The following is a 16,682-nucleotide window of genomic DNA, read 5'->3' on the forward strand; positions in this document are numbered from 1 at the left end:
TGCAGCCTTTTTGAGTGTTGATCCGTGAGTGATTTGAGTCATATCCGCAATTTCTCCATCATCGCCCACATTGACCATGGTAAGTCGACGCTGGCCGATCGATTCATCCAGATGTGCGGCGGCCTTGCCGAGCGTGAAATGGAAGCCCAGGTCCTGGACTCCATGGACCTCGAACGCGAGCGCGGGATCACCATCAAGGCCCACAGCGTTACCCTGTACTACACCGCCAAAGACGGTATCAAGTACCAACTGAACTTCATTGACACCCCGGGCCACGTCGACTTCACCTACGAAGTCAGCCGTTCCCTGGCGGCCTGTGAAGGCGCGTTGCTGGTGGTGGACGCGGGTCAGGGTGTAGAAGCCCAGTCCGTGGCCAACTGCTACACCGCCATCGAGCAGGGCCTGGAAGTCATGCCGGTGCTGAACAAGATCGACCTGCCACAGGCCGATCCGGACCGGGTAAAGGAAGAAATCGAAAAAATCATCGGCATTGACGCCACCGACGCCGTCGAGTGCAGCGCCAAGACCGGCCTGGGCGTCGACGAAGTGCTTGAGCGCCTGGTCAAGACCATTCCGGCCCCCACCGGCAACATCGAAGATCCGCTGCAAGCGTTGATCATCGACTCCTGGTTCGACAACTACCTGGGCGTTGTCTCCCTGGTACGTGTGCGCCATGGCCGGGTGAAGAAGGGCGACAAGATCCTGGTCAAGTCCACCGGCAAGATCCACCTGGTGGACAGCGTCGGTGTATTCAACCCGAAACACACCGCCACCGTTGACCTGAAAGCCGGTGAAGTAGGCTTCATCATCGCCGGTATCAAGGACATCCACGGTGCACCGGTCGGTGACACCCTGACCTTGAGCTCGACGCCTGATGTCGACGTGCTGCCAGGTTTCAAACGCATCCAGCCACAGGTCTACGCCGGCCTGTTCCCGGTCAGCTCCGACGACTTCGAGGACTTCCGCGAAGCCCTGCAGAAGCTGACCCTCAACGACTCGTCGTTGCAGTACACCCCGGAAAGCTCCGACGCCCTGGGCTTCGGTTTCCGCTGCGGGTTCCTGGGCATGCTGCACATGGAGATCATCCAGGAGCGCCTGGAGCGCGAGTACGACCTGGACCTGATCACCACCGCGCCGACGGTTATTTTTGAGCTGGCGCTGAAAACCGGTGAAACGATTTACGTCGACAACCCGTCCAAGCTGCCGGATCTGTCGTCCATCGAAGACATGCGCGAACCGATCGTGCGGGCCAATATTCTTGTGCCGCAAGAGCACCTGGGTAACGTCATTACCCTGTGTATCGAAAAGCGTGGCGTGCAGCACGACATGCTGTTCCTCGGTACCCAGGTCCAAGTGACCTATGATTTGCCGATGAACGAAGTGGTCCTGGACTTCTTTGACCGTCTCAAATCCACCAGTCGCGGCTATGCTTCGCTGGATTACCATTTCGACCGTTATCAATCGGCCAATCTGGTGAAGCTCGATGTATTGATCAACGGTGACAAGGTGGATGCCCTGGCGCTCATCGTCCACAAGGACAATGCGCACTACAAAGGCCGCCAGCTTACCGAGAAGATGAAAGAACTGATTCCGCGCCAGATGTTCGACGTCGCGATCCAGGCCGCCATTGGCGGACAGATCATTGCGCGGACCTCCGTCAAGGCACTCAGAAAGAACGTACTGGCCAAATGCTACGGTGGCGACGTGAGCCGTAAGCGCAAGCTGCTTGAGAAGCAAAAGGCCGGTAAAAAACGCATGAAGCAAGTGGGCAACGTGGAAATTCCACAAGAAGCCTTCCTTGCGGTGCTCAGGTTGGATAGTTAGGTCCTATGTCACTAAATTTCCCGCTGTTGCTGGTCATCGCCGTTGCCGTCTGTGGTCTCCTGGCGCTGCTCGATCTGGTGTTCTTCGCCCCGCGTCGTCGGGCGGCCATCGCGTCCTATCAGGGCAGCGTCAGCCAGCCCGATGGCGTGGTGATCGAGAAGCTGAACAAAGAGCCCTTGCTGGTTGAATACGGCAAGTCGTTCTTCCCGGTGTTGTTCATCGTGCTGGTGCTGCGCTCGTTTCTGGTGGAGCCGTTCCAGATCCCTTCGGGGTCGATGAAGCCAACCCTGGATGTCGGCGACTTCATCCTGGTGAACAAGTTTTCCTACGGGATCCGCTTGCCGGTGATCGACAAGAAAATCATCGAGGTGGGTGATCCGCAACGCGGCGATGTGATGGTGTTCCGCTACCCAAGCGATCCGAACGTCAACTACATCAAGCGTGTGGTCGGCCTGCCGGGTGACGTGATCCGCTACACCAGCGACAAGCGCCTGTTCGTCAATGGCGAGTCGGTGGCCGAGAAACTCATCGGTTCCGAGCCGAACACCCTGGGCAGCGCCGAGCTGTACGAGGAAAAACTCGGGGCGGTAGAGCACCAGATCCGCAAGGAAATGAGCCGCTACCGTTCGCCGCCCGACAACCAGTGGACCGTGCCTGCCGGGCACTACTTCATGATGGGCGACAACCGCGACAACTCCAATGACAGCCGCTACTGGGACGATCCAAGCATTCCCAAGGAGCTGCTGGGCATGGTTCCCGACCAGAATATCGTCGGCAAGGCCTTCGCGGTCTGGATGAGCTGGCCGGAACCCAAACTCAGCCACCTGCCGAACTTCTCGCGGGTGGGGCTGATCAAGTAATCCATGCGGCGCTGTGAACACAGCGCCGAATGCTTTTCTGGGGCTTGGACATTGGTCGGGCCTCGAGCAACACACAGCATTGCCAGGATTTGAATTTGAACACAGCGTTAATCGTCGATGGCCTTTGCCGCCACGTACTGAAAGTAGGTAAACCGTGAGCGTTTCTTTGAGTCGTCTTGAGCGTCAGCTCGGCTACACCTTCAAGGACCAGGAATTGATGGTCCTTGCCCTCACACACCGCAGTTTTGCCGGGCGCAACAACGAACGCCTGGAATTTTTGGGTGATGCCATTCTCAACTTCGCCGCTGGCGAAGCCCTGTTCAACCGCTTCCCCCTGGCCCGTGAAGGCCAGCTGTCGCGCCTGCGCGCGCGCCTGGTGAAGGGCGAGACCCTGGCCGTGCTGGCCCGTGGTTTTGACCTGGGCGAGTACCTGCGCTTGGGTTCCGGTGAGTTGAAGAGCGGCGGTTTCCGTCGCGAGTCGATCCTGGCCGATGCCCTGGAAGCCCTGATCGGTGCGATCTACCTGGATGCCGGGATGGAAGTGGCCAAGGAGCGGGTCATGGCCTGGCTGGCGTCGGAAATCGACAGCCTGACCCTGGTGGATACCAACAAGGATCCCAAGACCCGCCTGCAGGAATTCCTGCAATCGCGCGGCTGCGAACTGCCACGCTACGAAGTGGTGGATATCCAGGGTGAACCGCACTGCCGTGTGTTCTTCGTCGAATGCGAAGTCACCTTATTGAACGAAAAAAGCCGAGGTCAGGGTGTGAGCCGTCGTATTGCCGAACAGGTAGCGGCCGCTGCAGCACTGATTGCCCTGGGCGTGGAGAATGGCCATGACTGATTCAACCGCAACACGCTGTGGCTATGTTGCCATCGTCGGCCGTCCCAACGTGGGCAAGTCCACGCTGCTGAACCATATCCTGGGGCAGAAGCTGGCGATCACCTCGCGCAAGCCGCAGACCACCCGCCACAACATGCTGGGCATCAAGACCGAAGGCAACGTGCAAGCGGTCTATGTCGACACCCCGGGCATGCACAAAGGCGGCGAGAAAGCCCTGAACCGTTACATGAACAAGACTGCTTCGGCGGCGTTGAAAGACGTCGACGTGGTGATCTTCGTGGTTGACCGCACCAAGTGGACCGATGAAGACCAGATGGTGCTGGAGCGTGTGCAGTACGTCACCGGGCCATTGATCGTCGCGCTGAACAAGACCGACCGCATCGAAGACAAAGCCGAGTTGATGCCGCACCTGAGCTGGTTGCAGGAACAACTGCCGAACGCCCAGATCATGCCGATCTCGGCCCAGCACGGGCACAACCTCGAAGCCCTGGAGCGGGTGATCGCTGGCTACCTGCCGGAGAACGAGCACTTCTTCCCGGAAGACCAGATCACCGACCGCAGCAGCCGTTTCCTTGCCGCCGAGCTGGTACGCGAGAAAATCATGCGCCAGATGGGCGCCGAGCTGCCGTACCAGATCACCGTGGAAATCGAAGAGTTCAAGCAGCAGGGCAAGACCCTGCACATTCATGCGTTGATCCTCGTCGAACGTGACGGCCAGAAGAAAATCATCATTGGCGACAAGGGCGAGCGCATCAAGCGCATCGGCACCGAAGCGCGCAAGGACATGGAATTGCTGTTCGATTCCAAGATCATGCTCAACCTGTGGGTGAAGGTTAAGGGTGGCTGGTCCGATGACGAGCGCGCACTGCGCTCCCTGGGCTACGGCGACCTGTAATCAGTCTCCAGTCACATCGCAGGACAAAATGTGGGAGCGGGCTTGTGTGGGAGCTGGCTTGCCTGCGATAGCATCGCCTCGGTCTACTTGATACATCGAGGCGTCTGCATCGCAGGCAAGCCAGCTCCCACACAAGCCAGCTCCCACATTGGTTTATCGCTGTTCTTAAGTTCTGCGAAGAGACATTCATGTCCCAATCCCCACCTCCCAGCCAACCCGCCTACGTGCTGCACAGCCGCGCCTACCGCGAGACCAGCGCCCTGGTGGACTTCCTCACGCCCCAAGGCCGCCTGCGCGCGGTGTTGCGCAGTGCGCGGGGCAAGGCGGGGACGCTGGCGCGACCATTCGTGGCCCTGGACGTGGAATTTCGTGGCAAGGGCGAGCTGAAAAACGTCGGGCGCCTGGAAAGCATCGGCACTTCTGCCTGGCTCAATGGCGAGGCGCTGTTCAGTGGCCTCTACCTCAACGAACTGCTGATCCGCCTGCTGCCCGCCGAGGACCCGCACCCTGCGGTGTTCGATCACTACGCTGCCACCCTGTTGGCCCTGGCCGAAGGCCGCCCGCTGGAGCCGCTGTTGCGCGCATTCGAATGGCGCCTGCTTGACGACCTGGGCTACGGCTTCGAACTGAGCAATGACTTGCACGGCGAACCGATCGCCAGCGACGGCATGTACCGCCTGCAAGTGGATGCCGGGCTGGAGCGGGTCTACCTGCTGCAACCGGGCCTGTTCCAGGGCACTGAGTTGCTGGCGATGGCCGAGGCCGACTGGAGCGCGCCTGGCGCCCTGTCCGCCGCCAAGCGCCTGATGCGCCAGGCCCTGGCCGTGCATCTGGGCGGCCGGCCTCTGGTCAGTCGCGAGTTGTTTCGAAAGCCCTGACATCCCCGTGTATGCTGTGCGCCGATTCTTTCCCTTTTCAGGAGCGCTTCCGTGACCACCAGCAATCGCATTCTTCTTGGCGTCAACATCGACCACGTTGCTACCCTGCGCCAGGCCCGGGGCACCCGTTACCCTGACCCGGTCAAGGCCGCGCTGGACGCCGAAGAAGCAGGCGCCGACGGGATCACCGTGCACCTGCGCGAAGACCGCCGGCACATCCAGGAACGCGACGTGCTGGTGCTCAAGGATGTGCTGCAGACCCGCATGAACTTCGAGATGGGCATCACCGAAGAAATGATGGCCTTCGCCGAGCGCATCCGCCCGGCGCATATTTGCCTGGTTCCGGAAACCCGTCAGGAACTGACCACCGAAGGCGGTCTGGATGTGGCCGGCCAGGAAGCGCGGATCAAAGCCGCGGTCGAACGCCTGTCGCAGATTGGCAGCGAAGTCTCGCTGTTTATCGACGCCGACCAACGGCAGATCGAAGCCTCGCGCCGCGTGGGTGCCCCAGCGATCGAACTGCACACAGGCCGTTACGCCGATGCCACCACCCCGACCGAAGTCGCCGACGAACTGCAACGCATCATCGACGGCGTGGCCTGCGGCCTGCGTGAAGGCTTGATCGTCAATGCCGGCCATGGCCTGCACTACCACAACGTTGAGGCTGTGGCGGCGATCAAGGGCATCAACGAACTGAACATCGGCCACGCGCTGGTCGCCCATGCGCTGTTCGTCGGTTTCAAAGGCGCGGTAGCCGAGATGAAAGCGCTGATCCTGGCCGCCGCCAAGCACTGACCCTGGATCAACCTGTAGGAGCGAGCTTGCTCGCGAAAAGCCCGAGAACAGCGCGGGGGGCCAGAATCCCCGCGTCATCGTTAACGACCTTCGCGAGCAAGCTCGCTCCTACAGGTCTCCTGCGGCAATGCGAAGCCTTACTGTTTAGCCTGTGGGGGTGTATCGTATTTGCCCTTTGCGGGCCTTGCGCCCGCGCAGATACGTGAGGTTGTTGTGTCCCGATCCTTTTCCCGTCGACAAATCCTAGGTGGCCTCGCCGGCCTGGCAGTAGTGGGCGTGGGTGCCGGTGGCGCCTATCGCTACTGGCTGGGGAAAGTCGCGGACGCCAGTGCCGGGCGCGATTACGAACTGATCGCCGCGCCACTGGACGTGGAACTGGTGCCGGGGCACACAACCCAGGCCTGGGCGTTCGGCCCGTCGGCGCCGGGCACCGAGTTGCGCGTACGTCAGGGCGAGTGGCTGCGGGTGCGGTTTATCAACCACCTGCCGGTCGCCACCACCATCCACTGGCACGGTATCCGCCTGCCCCTGGAAATGGACGGCGTGCCCTACGTCTCGCAACTGCCGGTATTGCCCGGCGAGTATTTCGATTACCAGTTCCGCGTGCCGGATGCCGGCAGCTACTGGTATCACCCCCATGTGAGCAGCAGCGAAGAGCTGGGCCGTGGCCTGGTCGGCCCTTTGATTGTCGAAGAGCGCGAGCCCACCGGCTTCAAGCATGAGCGCACCCTGAGCCTGAAAAACTGGCATATCGACGAACAGGGTGAATTTGTCGAGTTCAGCATCCCCCGTGAAGCGGCGCGTGGCGGTACGGCCGGGCGCCTGTCGACTATCAATGGCGTGCCCCAGGCGGTCATTGACCTGCCGGCCGGGCAAATCACCCGGGTGCGCCTGCTCAACCTGGACAACACCCTGACCTATCGCCTGAATATCCCCAACGCCGAGGCGCAGATCTACGCCCTGGACGGCAACCCCATCGAGCCACGGCCCTTGGGCAAGGAGTACTGGCTGGGTCCGGGCATGCGTATTTGCCTGGCAATCAAGGCCCCGCCGGCCGGCGAAGAGCTGTCGATCCGCAATGGCCCGGTGCGCCTGGGCACCTTCCGCTCGGTGGCCAACACCGACGCCCCTGGCGAGTGGCCGCCCGCGTTGCCGGCCAACCCGATTGCCGAACCGGACCTGGCCAATGCCGAGAAACTCAACTTCAATTTCGAATGGGTCGGTTCGGTCTCGGTCAATGTCGAGAACAGGCCGCCGAGCCTGTGGCAGATCAACGGCCAGGCCTGGGATATCACCGACAAGACCTGCGCCGACCGGCCGATTGCCAAGCTCGAATTGGGCAAGAGCTATATTTTTGAATTGAAAAACATGACCCAGTACCAGCACCCGATCCACCTGCATGGCATGAGTTTCAAGGTGATCGCCTCGAACCGCCACAAGGTCACGCCGTACTTCACCGACACCTACTTGCTGGGCAAGAATGAACGCGCCCGCGTGGCGTTGGTGGCAGATAACCCCGGGGTGTGGATGTTCCATTGCCACGTGATCGACCATATGGAAACCGGCCTGATGGCCGCCATCGAGGTGGCGTGATGCGCCAGATTCGCCCGACGGCGATTATCGACCGCAGCCGTGACCAGGACTTTATGCGCGCAGCCCTGGCCCTCGCCGCCCAAGGCGCGGCCCTTGGTGAAGTACCGGTGGGTGCGGTGCTGGTGCAGGACGGTGAAATCATCGGGCGCGGCTTCAACTGCCCGATCAGCGGCAGCGACCCGAGCGCCCACGCCGAGATGGTCGCCATCCGCGCGGCCGCCCAGGCCGTCAGCAACTACCGTCTGCCGGGCAGCACCCTGTATGTGACCCTGGAGCCGTGCAGCATGTGCGCAGGTTTGATCGTGCATTCGCGCATCGCCCGGGTGGTGTACGGCGCACTGGAGCCCAAGGCGGGGATTGTGCAGAGCCAGGGGCAGTTCTTTACCCAGGGCTTTTTGAACCATCGGGTGTTGTATGAAGGCGGGGTGTTGGCCGAGGAGTGCGGGGCGGTGTTGAGTGAGTTCTTCAAGGCCAGAAGGGCCAAGCCCACGGCCTGAACACACCATAAATCCCAATTTGGCAATCCAATCGATGTGGGAGCTTGCTTGCCTGCGATAGCATCACCGCGGTCTGCCTGATACACCGCGGTGCCTGCATCGCCGGCAAGCCGGCTCCTACAGGCATGGGCTATTTCTTGGCGATGATCACCGCTCGCATCGGCGCCGGCAGCCCCTCAATCGTTTTGCTGTGATCCTCAGGGTCGAGGAAGTCACTCAGGGATTGATACTTCATCCACTCGGTCCCACGTTGTTCCTCGACCGTGGTCACGCTGACATCCACGCAACGCACATCGCTGAAGCCAGCACGGCGCAGCCACAGCATCAGTGCCGGTACGGATGGCAGAAACCACACGTTGCGCATCTGCGCATAGCGGTCTTCCGGCACCAGCACCTGCTGCTGATCACCTTCGATCACCAAGGTTTCCAGCACCAGTTCGCCGCCCTTGACCAGGCAATCCTTGAGTGCCAGCAAGTGCTCGATCGGCGAGCGGCGGTGGTAGAACACGCCCATGGAAAACACGGTGTCGAAACCTTCCATGTTCGGCGGCAGGTCTTCGAACGGGAACGGCAGGTGCCAGGCGTTGGGAGCCGACAGGTAGCGCTGCACCGCCTGGAACTGGCAGAAAAACAGCCAGTTGGGATCGACGCCAATCACGCTGTCGGCACCGGCGCCGAGCATGCGCCACATGTAGTAGCCGTTGCCACAACCCACATCGAGGATGCGTTTGCCTTTGAGGTTCAGGTGCGGCGCGACCCGCGACCATTTCCAGTCCGAGCGCCATTCGGTGTCCACATGCACCCCGAACAGATCGAACGGCCCCTTGCGCCACGGGCTCAGGCCCATCAACGCGGTATGCATCTGCGTGCGGGTCGCGTCATCGCAATCGGTGTCGAGGGTCAGACCGTTGAGCAGGTCGATTTCACTGGGCAGGATCTTGGGTAATGCGTCCAGCGCACTTTGCCAGCGCGCGAGGTCGCCATGACCCTTTTCCATTTTTGCATCGAGTTGTGCTTGCAGGCCTTGGGCCCAGACGGCCAGGGGCGTGCCGACCAGATGGCGGGCGAGGGGAGACAGATCAATCATGGCAAGGCAATCAACGAGGCAAAGTTAAGACACTGGAACCACGGCACGACTTTCGAGAACCCGGCCGCCAACAGGCGTTCGCGGTGTTCTTCGAGGCTGTCGGGCTTCATGACGTTTTCGATGGCGCTGCGCTTCTGGGCGATTTCCAGCTCGCTGTAGCCGTTGGCGCGCTTGAACGCCACATGCAGGTCGGTGAGCAGTGCATGCTCTTGGGGATCATTGAAGCGCAGTTTTTCCGAGAGAATCAGCGCGCCACCCGGCAGCAGCGCCTGGCGGATCCGCCCAAGCAGCGCCAGGCGTTCCTCGGGGGCGATAAATTGCAGGGTGAAATTCAGCGCCACCACCGAGGCCGGCTGGAACTGCAGGGCGAGGATATCGCCGTCGATCACCTCCACCGGCAACAGCTCCTGGAACATCGAGTCCTGGCCGTTGAGGTATTCGCGACAGCGCTCCACCATCGCCGCCGAGTTATCCACAGCGATCACCCGGCAACCGTCGGTGCGCACGTGGCGGCGCAGGGCCTGGGTCACGGCGCCGAGGGACGAGCCCAGGTCGTACAGCACGCTATTGGGCTGGGCAAACTGCGCGGCGAGCACACCGAGGTTCTCGACAATGGTCGGGTAGCCGGGCACCGAGCGCTTGATCATGTCCGGGAACACCCGCACCACGTCCTCGTTAAAGGCGAAGTCCGGCACCTGGGGCAAGGGCTGGGCGAATAGGCGATCGGGTTCTTTGCTCACGGCTGTTCCGGCGACGAAGGGGAAAAGGCCGGCATTTTAGCCAACTTGCTCCCTGGATGCGCGGGTTGTCTGATGGAACGCCGATGCGGTGATGCCCCACTGGCCCAACCAATAGGTAATGATCAACAGATACGGCGCGGCATCGAAGGTCACCACAAAGCGGTTGATGCCGATCAGCGTGTCGGAAAACACAAACAACGCCGCGCCAATGGCCGCCAGTTGCGCCGAGCGCTTGGGTACATCGCTGCCCAGGCGAGCCAGTGCCCGCCAGAGCATGGCGCTGATCACCAGCGCATACACCACCACCGGAATCAGCAAGTCGCCCAGGCCGTGGGAAATCAGGATGCTCAACAAGATCGCCCCAACCCCCAGCGCCAGTGCGAGTGGCAACAGTGCCGGGCGGCGGCAGTCGCTGAAGTAGGCCTTGAGGTACGCCAGGTGCGCGACCAGGAATGCGCCCAGGCCGAAGATAAACAGGTCGCCGGGCCAGGCCAGCAACACATCGCCGACCAGGGAGAAGATCAACCCCAGGCTGATCCAGCGTCGATAGTCGCTGGGTGGCGCGTCATGCAGCCAACCCAACATCGCCAGTACCGGCAGCGGCTTGACCAACAGGCAGAGCAATGTCGCGTGCGTGCTCAGGCCGTAGATAAAGGTACCCGCCCCCATCGACGCAAGAATCATCCATGGCATATCAGTTCACCGTAATGGCGCAGTCAAAGGTGTCCACCGGATTCACTTCCGGGGCCCAGGGTTGTTGGGAGGTCAGGCGCAGGCGGCCACTACCGGCGGTAAAGGCCTGGAAGCGCCAGGTCGATTGCCCCGCGGCACCGACCACACCGGCGTCCTCGGGATTGCTGTAGACCTCGGGGCCGAGGCTGCGCAGCACGCCGCCGGCCGAATCCTGGATCGCCCAGCGATAACCGGTGGTGGGGTTGCTTGGCAAGGTCAGGGTCAGGTTTTGCCCGGCCTTGAGCTTGAGCGGGCAGGCGCTCTGTTTTTCGACGGTGACGTTTTGCTTCGGTGCACTGGCGCAAGCCGCGAGCAGGGCGAGGCTTAGCGGAAGAAGCAGGCGGGCAGCGGTCATGAAGGCTCCGTTTATTGGCGACGAAGGGCGAGCATAACCGAAGATGAGACAAGGTGTTACAGCAGGGTTTTGGGTTGAGGCGGCTGGCGCCATCGCGGGCAAGCCCGCTCCCACATTCGACCGCGTTCCAAAGGATGCACTCGGTCAAATGTGGGAGCGGGCTTGCCCGCGATGAGGCCAGTGCAGGCGCTACAGAACTATCAGAACAACACCTTCGCCACATCCGCAAACCGCTTGGCAAAGTGCACCGTCATGCCCTCTTTGAGGTACTCCGGCAATTCCTCGAAGCTGCCACGGTTAGGCTCTGGCAGGATCAACTCGTGAATCTTCTGCCGCCGCGCCGCAATCACCTTCTCACGCACGCCGCCAATCGGCAGCACGTGCCCGGTCAGGGTCAGTTCGCCGGTCATGGCCACGCCTTTTTTCGGCGGCTGGTTACGTGCCAGCGACAACAACGCACTGGCCATGGTCACCCCGGCACTCGGGCCGTCTTTGGGCGTGGCGCCTTCCGGTACGTGCAGGTGCACGAAGGCTTCATCGAAGAACTTCGGATCACCGCCAAACGACTTCAGGTTGGAGCTGATGTAGCTGTAGGCGATTTCGGCGGATTCCTTCATCACTTCACCCAATTGCCCGGTGAGCTTGAAGCCGCGATTGAGCGTGTGGATGCGCGTCGCCTCGATCGGCAAGGTCGCGCCACCCATGCTGGTCCAGGCCAGGCCGGTGATGACGCCGGTGCCCGACAGCACTTGCTCGTTGCGAAACACCGGCATCCCCAGGGAGCTTTCCAGGTCCTTGTTGCCGATCTTGATCACTGAATCCGGTTCATCCAGCAGCTTGACCACCGCTTTGCGTACCAGCTTGCCCAGCTGTTTTTCCAACTGACGCACCCCGGCTTCGCGGGCATAGCCGTCGATCAGCGCGCGCAGGGCGCCGTCGGTGATGCTCAGGCTGTTCTTGGCCACGCCGGCTTTTTCCAGCTGTTTTGGCCACAGGTGACGCTTGGCGATGGCGACTTTTTCTTCGGTGATATAGCCCGACAGGCGAATCACTTCCATGCGGTCCAGCAGCGGCCCGGGGATTGAGTCCAGGGTGTTGGCGGTACACACGAACAGCACTTTGGACAGGTCCAGGCGCAGGTCCAGGTAGTGGTCGAGGAATTCGACGTTCTGTTCCGGGTCGAGGGTTTCCAGCAGGGCCGACGCGGGGTCGCCCTGGAAGCTCTGGCCCATCTTGTCGATCTCGTCGAGCATGATCACCGGGTTCATCACCTCCACATCCTTGAGCGCCTGCACCAGCTTGCCCGGCAGGGCGCCGATGTAGGTGCGGCGATGGCCCTTGATCTCGGCCTCGTCGCGCATGCCGCCGACGCTGAAGCGGTAGAACGGCCGCCCCAGGGACTCGGCAATGGATTTGCCGACGCTGGTCTTGCCCACGCCCGGCGGGCCCACCAGCAGCACGATGGACCCGGCGACTTCGCCTTTATAGGCACCGACGGCGAGGAACTCGAGGATGCGGCTCTTGATGTCATCCAGGCCCGCATGGTGCTTATCCAGGACTTTGCGCGCGTGCTTGAGGTCCAGTTTGTCCTCGCCATACACGCCCCACGGCACCGAGGTGGCCCAGTCCAGGTAGTTGCGCGTGACCGCGTATTCCGGCGAGCCGGTCTCGAGGATCGACAGCTTGTTGAGTTCTTCATCGATGCGTTTCTGCGCCTGGGCCGGCAGCACTTTGCCTTCCAGGCGTTGCTCGAACTGTTCGACGTCAGCGCTGCGATCGTCCTTGGTCAGCCCCAGTTCCTGCTGGATCACCTTGAGCTGTTCCTTGAGGAAGAACTCGCGCTGGTGTTCGCCGATCTTGCGGTTTACCTCGGCGGAAATTTCCTTTTGCAGGCGCGCGACTTCAACCTCTTTGCGCAGCATCGGCAACACTTTTTCCATGCGCTTGAGCATCGGCACGCAGTCCAGCACTTCCTGCAACTCGTTACCGGTGGCCGACGTCAGCGCGGCGGCGAAGTCAGTCAGGGGCGACGGATCGTTGGGGCTGAAGCGGTTGAGGTAGTTCTTCAGCTCTTCGCTGTACAGCGGGTTGAGCGGCAGCAGCTCCTTGATCGCATTGATCAGCGCCATGCCGTAGGCCTTGACCTCGTCGGTCGGCTCGCTGGGCTGGTGCGGGTATTCGACTTCCACCAGGTACGGTGGGCGGTGGTGCTTGAGCCAGGTCTTGATGCGCACGCGGGTCAGGCCCTGGGCGACGAATTGCAGCTTGCCGTTCTCGCGGCTGGCGTGGTGCACCTTGACCAGGGTGCCGTACAGCGGCAAGGCAGAGGTATCGAAATGCCGTGGGTCTTCGGGCGGGGTGTCCATGAAGAACAGGGCCAGGGAGTGATGGTCGGATTTGCTCACCAACTCCAGGGTCTCGGCCCAGGGCTCTTCATTGACGATCACCGGCAACACTTGCGCCGGGAAGAACGGGCGGTTGTGGATCGGGATGATATAGACCTTGTCCGGCAGGTTCTGCCCAGGCAGGGCGAGGCCGGTGTTGGACGACGGAGTTTCGGCGTTTTCGGGGTCGGCGTAGTCGTTGAGGTCGATATCGGGGAATTCTTGCTGGTCGCTCATGGGGCACCTGCATAGTGAAGTATGGAGGTTAGATGGGGCAGGTGAGGGGTGGTTTCAATGGCGGCGCGTTGTTAGCAACAAATTGCATGACATTTTCGAATGTCAGTGCAGCAGCCCTATGGGCGTGGGCCAGTCGGATCGTCGCGTCGCGCCGGTACAAAACAGGGGTGGTTTACGGCCTGTCAGGGCCATTTAGACGGTGATCTGTCGTCAAAATAATGTCAGCCAACCACCCGCATTTATTAGGTTTACTTCTGCCCAGCGACGGCTAATCTGGGTTTTCCGAATGTGCTCAGTGAACGGGCATTTATTTGACACCGGCTCTGCAGTCGCGAGGGATGCGTATGACAAAAGGACGCTTGAGCTGGGGCGCGGGCACGCTGCCAGGAGGCAAGCGGATGAAATGGCGCCATGCCTTCCAGACCCGTCTGGCCGGGGTGTTGGCGTTATTGCTGCTGGTCGTGGTGGGCGCGGTGTACTTCGCCGTCCAGGGCGCTACCTCCCGCGCCGTGGAAAACCAGGCCCAAGTGCAATTGGAGACCGGCAGCCGAGTGTTCGAGCGCTTGCTGGACTTGCGTGGCCGCCGCCTGCAATACGGCCTGGACTGGCTCACGGTGGACGCGCAGTTTCGCCGCGCAGTTGCTGAAGGCCAGCCGGCACAGATCCTCGCGGCCCTGCAGCGCCATGGCACGGGGATCCGCAGCAGCGAGGTGTTTGTGCTGGGGCTCGATGGGCAGGTCCTCGTCAGTACCCTCGATGGGGTGCCCGCCCAACAGGCCTTTCCCTATGCCCAGGCGCTGCGCCATGCGCGGCGCAACTCCCTGCAAATGCTCATCGTCGCCCTGGCCGGGCAACCGTTCCTGCTGGTCCAGGAAGATGTCCTGGACCCGCTGCCCATCGCCCGGGTGGTCATGGGGTTCGCCATGGATGAGGTATTCGCCGCCGAACTCCGCTCCCTGAGCAATCTGGAAGTGTCGTTCATGAGCCTGGACAACGGCCAGCCAGGCACCTTGTTCAGCACCCAGCCGTTGGCGGACCGCCCGGCTATCATCCAGGCGCTGCAGAACTCGAACATCAACCCATTGGCGCAGATGAGCGAATGGCACGGCCAGCGTTTTCTCAGCCAGGTCCTGGCCCTGGCCAACACCGGCGATGGCGGGCAAGTCATGGCTTTGCTGCAAAGCCCGCTGGACCATGCCCTGCAATCCTTCGCGCCGCTGGACCGGCAATTTCTCGGCATTGCCCTGGCGGCCTTGATGGTTTCTCTGGTGGGCGCACTGTTGATGGCGCGCCGCGTATCGCGCCCGCTGGATGCCCTGGTGCAGGCGGCCGAGCGTATCGGCGCCGGTGATTACCGCACGCCCGTAGCGGTGCGTGGCAAGGATGAGTTCGGCCTGCTGGCCCGTGCCTTCAATGCGATGCAGAGCGGCATCGCCGTGCGTGAACGACAACTGGCCCATAACGCCTTGCACGATGCCCTGACCGGGCTGCCCAACCGCGCCCTGGCCATGGAGCGCCTGGGCAGTGCGATCAGTGCGCGGCGGCCGGTGGTGTTGCTGTACCTGGGGATCGAAAACTACCGGGTGATCAACGAAGGCTTCGGCCCCCAGGGCGTCGAGGAAATGCTCCGTGAAGCCAGCCGCTGCCTGCTGTCGAGCCTGGCGGCGGGGGATTCGGCGGCGCGCATTACCGGCAGCGAATTTCTCGTGTTGCTGGAAAACACCAAGCTCGACAGCGCCGTGGCCCGCGCCGACCGCCTCTACAGCCTGCTCACCGAGCCGCAGCGGGTCGGTGGCGATGAACTGCGCCACGAAGTGAGCATGGGCATTGCCGCCTACCCCGAAGATGGCCTGCAGGTTGAAGAACTGATCAGCCGCGCCGCCATTGCCCGCCACGATGCCGCCGCGCTGCCCGGCTATTTGCAGATCTATCAACAGGACCGAGACCTCGCCCACCAACGCCAGATCAGCCTGATCCGCGACCTGCGGCGTGCCGCCATCGAAGACGAATTGTTCCTGTGTTATCAACCCAAGCTCGACCTGCGCCACGGCTACGTGCGCCAGGCCGAAGCGCTGTTGCGCTGGCAGCACCCGACCCTGGGCCTGGTGTCCCCCGCCGAATTCATCCCCCTGGCCGAACGCTCCGGCAGCATGGCCAGCCTGACTCATTGGGTGATTGAAGAAGCGATCCGCCAGTTGGCAGAGTGGAGCGTGCGTGGGCTGGAGGTGCAGCTTTCGGTGAACATCTCGGTCGACGACCTGGGCGACGAAGGGCTGGCGCCGCGGGTGACCGAGCTGCTGGAACTGCACGGGGTGCTGGCCGGGCAGTTGATTTTCGAAATCACCGAAAGCGCGATCATGCACAACCCGGAACAGGCCTTGCGCATCCTCGAGCAACTGCGTGGCTGTGGCATCAGCCTGTCGGTGGACGACTTCGGCACGGGCTACTCGTCCCTGGCCCAATTGCAGCGCCTGCCGGTGCAGGAACTGAAGATTGACCAGTCCTTTGTACGCAACCTCGACAGCACCAGCGGCGACGCGGTGATCGTGCGTTCGACCATCGAGATGAGCCACAACCTGGGGCTCAAGGTCGTGGCCGAAGGGGTGGAGTTCGAGCCGAGCTTGAGGCTGCTCAAGCAATGGAATTGCGACACGGCCCAGGGCTACCTGATCAGCCGGCCGCTGAATGCCATGGCCTTTGAGATGTGGATGCGCCGCGACCGCAGCGCTGTCTGAGCGTCCCAACACAGCCCCACAGGTAAGCAGCTCCGCACTTTGGTTTTGCTGTTGCTCTGCTTTTGATCTCAGGCGCCCCGTCAAACCACGCTGGCCTGCGCAGCTATATCCCTTGTAGGAGCTGGCTTGCCAGCGATGGCGCCAGCAAGAACAACTTGGGGTGTCAGGTACCCAACGTCATCGTTAACGACCATCGCCGGCAAGCCAGCTCCTACAGTTGGACTGT

The 16,682-nt window shown here is 61.8% G+C and carries 14 protein-coding genes; 9 read left to right on the forward strand and 5 right to left on the reverse strand.

The features are described 5' to 3' along the window. Nucleotides 1-24: 24 nt before the first annotated feature. The 8 genes from lepA to tadA all read left to right on the forward strand — a co-directional run bounded on the left by lepA (nt 25) and on the right by tadA (nt 8,186). On the forward strand, nt 25-1,824 hold the full coding sequence (gene lepA, locus BHC62_RS18085; RefSeq protein WP_029297480.1) for a translation elongation factor 4: 1,800 nt from the start codon (nt 25-27) through the stop codon (nt 1,822-1,824). A 5-nt stretch (nt 1,825-1,829) separates the two neighbouring features. Next, nucleotides 1,830-2,684 carry a signal peptidase I gene (lepB, locus tag BHC62_RS18090; RefSeq protein WP_029297478.1) on the forward strand — a complete coding sequence of 285 codons (855 nt, stop codon included), beginning with the start codon at nt 1,830-1,832 and terminating at the stop codon, nt 2,682-2,684. 154 nt (nt 2,685-2,838) lie between these two features. Then, complete coding sequence (gene rnc / locus BHC62_RS18095; protein WP_029297476.1) at nt 2,839-3,528, forward strand: ribonuclease III; 690 nt, start codon at nt 2,839-2,841, stop codon at nt 3,526-3,528. After that, complete coding sequence (era, locus tag BHC62_RS18100; RefSeq protein ID WP_029297473.1) at nt 3,521-4,423, forward strand: GTPase Era; 903 nt, start codon at nt 3,521-3,523, stop codon at nt 4,421-4,423. The genes rnc and era overlap by 8 nt, the downstream gene beginning before the upstream one ends. A 188-nt stretch (nt 4,424-4,611) precedes the next feature. Continuing rightward, nucleotides 4,612-5,301, forward strand: coding sequence for a DNA repair protein RecO (gene recO, locus BHC62_RS18105; RefSeq protein WP_029297471.1), 690 nt, complete (start codon nt 4,612-4,614; stop codon nt 5,299-5,301). A gap of 51 nt (nt 5,302-5,352) precedes the next feature. Next, nucleotides 5,353-6,096, forward strand: coding sequence for a pyridoxine 5'-phosphate synthase (gene pdxJ, locus BHC62_RS18110; protein ID WP_029297469.1), 744 nt, complete (start codon nt 5,353-5,355; stop codon nt 6,094-6,096). A 213-nt stretch (nt 6,097-6,309) separates the two neighbouring features. Beyond that, nucleotides 6,310-7,689, forward strand: coding sequence for a multicopper oxidase family protein (locus BHC62_RS18115; protein WP_029297467.1), 1,380 nt, complete (start codon nt 6,310-6,312; stop codon nt 7,687-7,689). Next, nucleotides 7,689-8,186, forward strand: a complete 498-nt coding sequence (gene tadA, locus BHC62_RS18120; protein ID WP_070995714.1) for a tRNA adenosine(34) deaminase TadA — start codon at nt 7,689-7,691, stop codon at nt 8,184-8,186. The genes BHC62_RS18115 and tadA overlap by 1 nt, the downstream gene beginning before the upstream one ends. 130 nt (nt 8,187-8,316) lie before the next feature. Here tadA and cmoB read toward each other — a convergent pair whose 3' ends face one another. The 5 genes from cmoB to lon form a co-directional block, all read right to left on the reverse strand. Then, nucleotides 8,317-9,273, reverse strand: a complete 957-nt coding sequence (gene cmoB, locus BHC62_RS18125; protein ID WP_070995715.1) for a tRNA 5-methoxyuridine(34)/uridine 5-oxyacetic acid(34) synthase CmoB — start codon at nt 9,271-9,273, stop codon at nt 8,317-8,319. Beyond that, a complete protein-coding gene (gene cmoA, locus BHC62_RS18130) occupies nt 9,270-10,013 on the reverse strand; it encodes a carboxy-S-adenosyl-L-methionine synthase CmoA (RefSeq protein WP_029297461.1) in 744 nt (247 codons plus the stop codon). The genes cmoB and cmoA overlap by 4 nt, the downstream gene beginning before the upstream one ends. Before the next feature lie 36 nt (nt 10,014-10,049). Next, on the reverse strand, nt 10,050-10,706 hold the full coding sequence (locus tag BHC62_RS18135) for a lysoplasmalogenase (RefSeq protein WP_070995716.1): 657 nt from the start codon (nt 10,704-10,706) through the stop codon (nt 10,050-10,052). Nucleotide 10,707: 1 nt separating this feature from the next. Continuing rightward, the gene (locus tag BHC62_RS18140; RefSeq protein ID WP_029297456.1) at nt 10,708-11,100 is read right to left on the reverse strand and encodes a protease inhibitor I42 family protein; all 393 of its coding nucleotides are present in this window, start codon (nt 11,098-11,100) and stop codon (nt 10,708-10,710) included. 200 nt (nt 11,101-11,300) lie between these two features. Then, on the reverse strand, nt 11,301-13,721 hold the full coding sequence (gene lon / locus BHC62_RS18145) for an endopeptidase La (RefSeq protein ID WP_029297455.1): 2,421 nt from the start codon (nt 13,719-13,721) through the stop codon (nt 11,301-11,303). 398 nt (nt 13,722-14,119) lie between these two features. Here lon and BHC62_RS18150 point away from each other — a divergent pair, with 398 nt between their 5' ends. Then, nucleotides 14,120-16,456, forward strand: a complete 2,337-nt coding sequence (locus tag BHC62_RS18150; RefSeq protein WP_070995717.1) for a bifunctional diguanylate cyclase/phosphodiesterase — start codon at nt 14,120-14,122, stop codon at nt 16,454-16,456. Nucleotides 16,457-16,682 lie beyond the last annotated feature (226 nt).

Source organism: Pseudomonas sp. 06C 126, from assembly GCF_001855215.1.
GTDB lineage: Bacteria > Pseudomonadota > Gammaproteobacteria > Pseudomonadales > Pseudomonadaceae > Aquipseudomonas > Aquipseudomonas proteolytica.

Coding starts and splice junctions, on each gene's coding strand:
- BHC62_RS18135 (WP_070995716.1), bottom strand. CDS start 10,706: ATGCCATGGATGATTCTTGCGTCGATGGGGGCGGGTACCTTTATCTAC.
- recO (WP_029297471.1), top strand. CDS start 4,612: ATGTCCCAATCCCCACCTCCCAGCCAACCCGCCTACGTGCTGCACAGC.
- lepB (WP_029297478.1), top strand. CDS start 1,830: ATGTCACTAAATTTCCCGCTGTTGCTGGTCATCGCCGTTGCCGTCTGT.
- era (WP_029297473.1), top strand. CDS start 3,521: ATGACTGATTCAACCGCAACACGCTGTGGCTATGTTGCCATCGTCGGC.
- BHC62_RS18140 (WP_029297456.1), bottom strand. CDS start 11,100: ATGACCGCTGCCCGCCTGCTTCTTCCGCTAAGCCTCGCCCTGCTCGCG.
- tadA (WP_070995714.1), top strand. CDS start 7,689: ATGCGCCAGATTCGCCCGACGGCGATTATCGACCGCAGCCGTGACCAG.
- lon (WP_029297455.1), bottom strand. CDS start 13,721: ATGAGCGACCAGCAAGAATTCCCCGATATCGACCTCAACGACTACGCC.
- cmoB (WP_070995715.1), bottom strand. CDS start 9,273: ATGATTGATCTGTCTCCCCTCGCCCGCCATCTGGTCGGCACGCCCCTG.
- BHC62_RS18150 (WP_070995717.1), top strand. CDS start 14,120: ATGAAATGGCGCCATGCCTTCCAGACCCGTCTGGCCGGGGTGTTGGCG.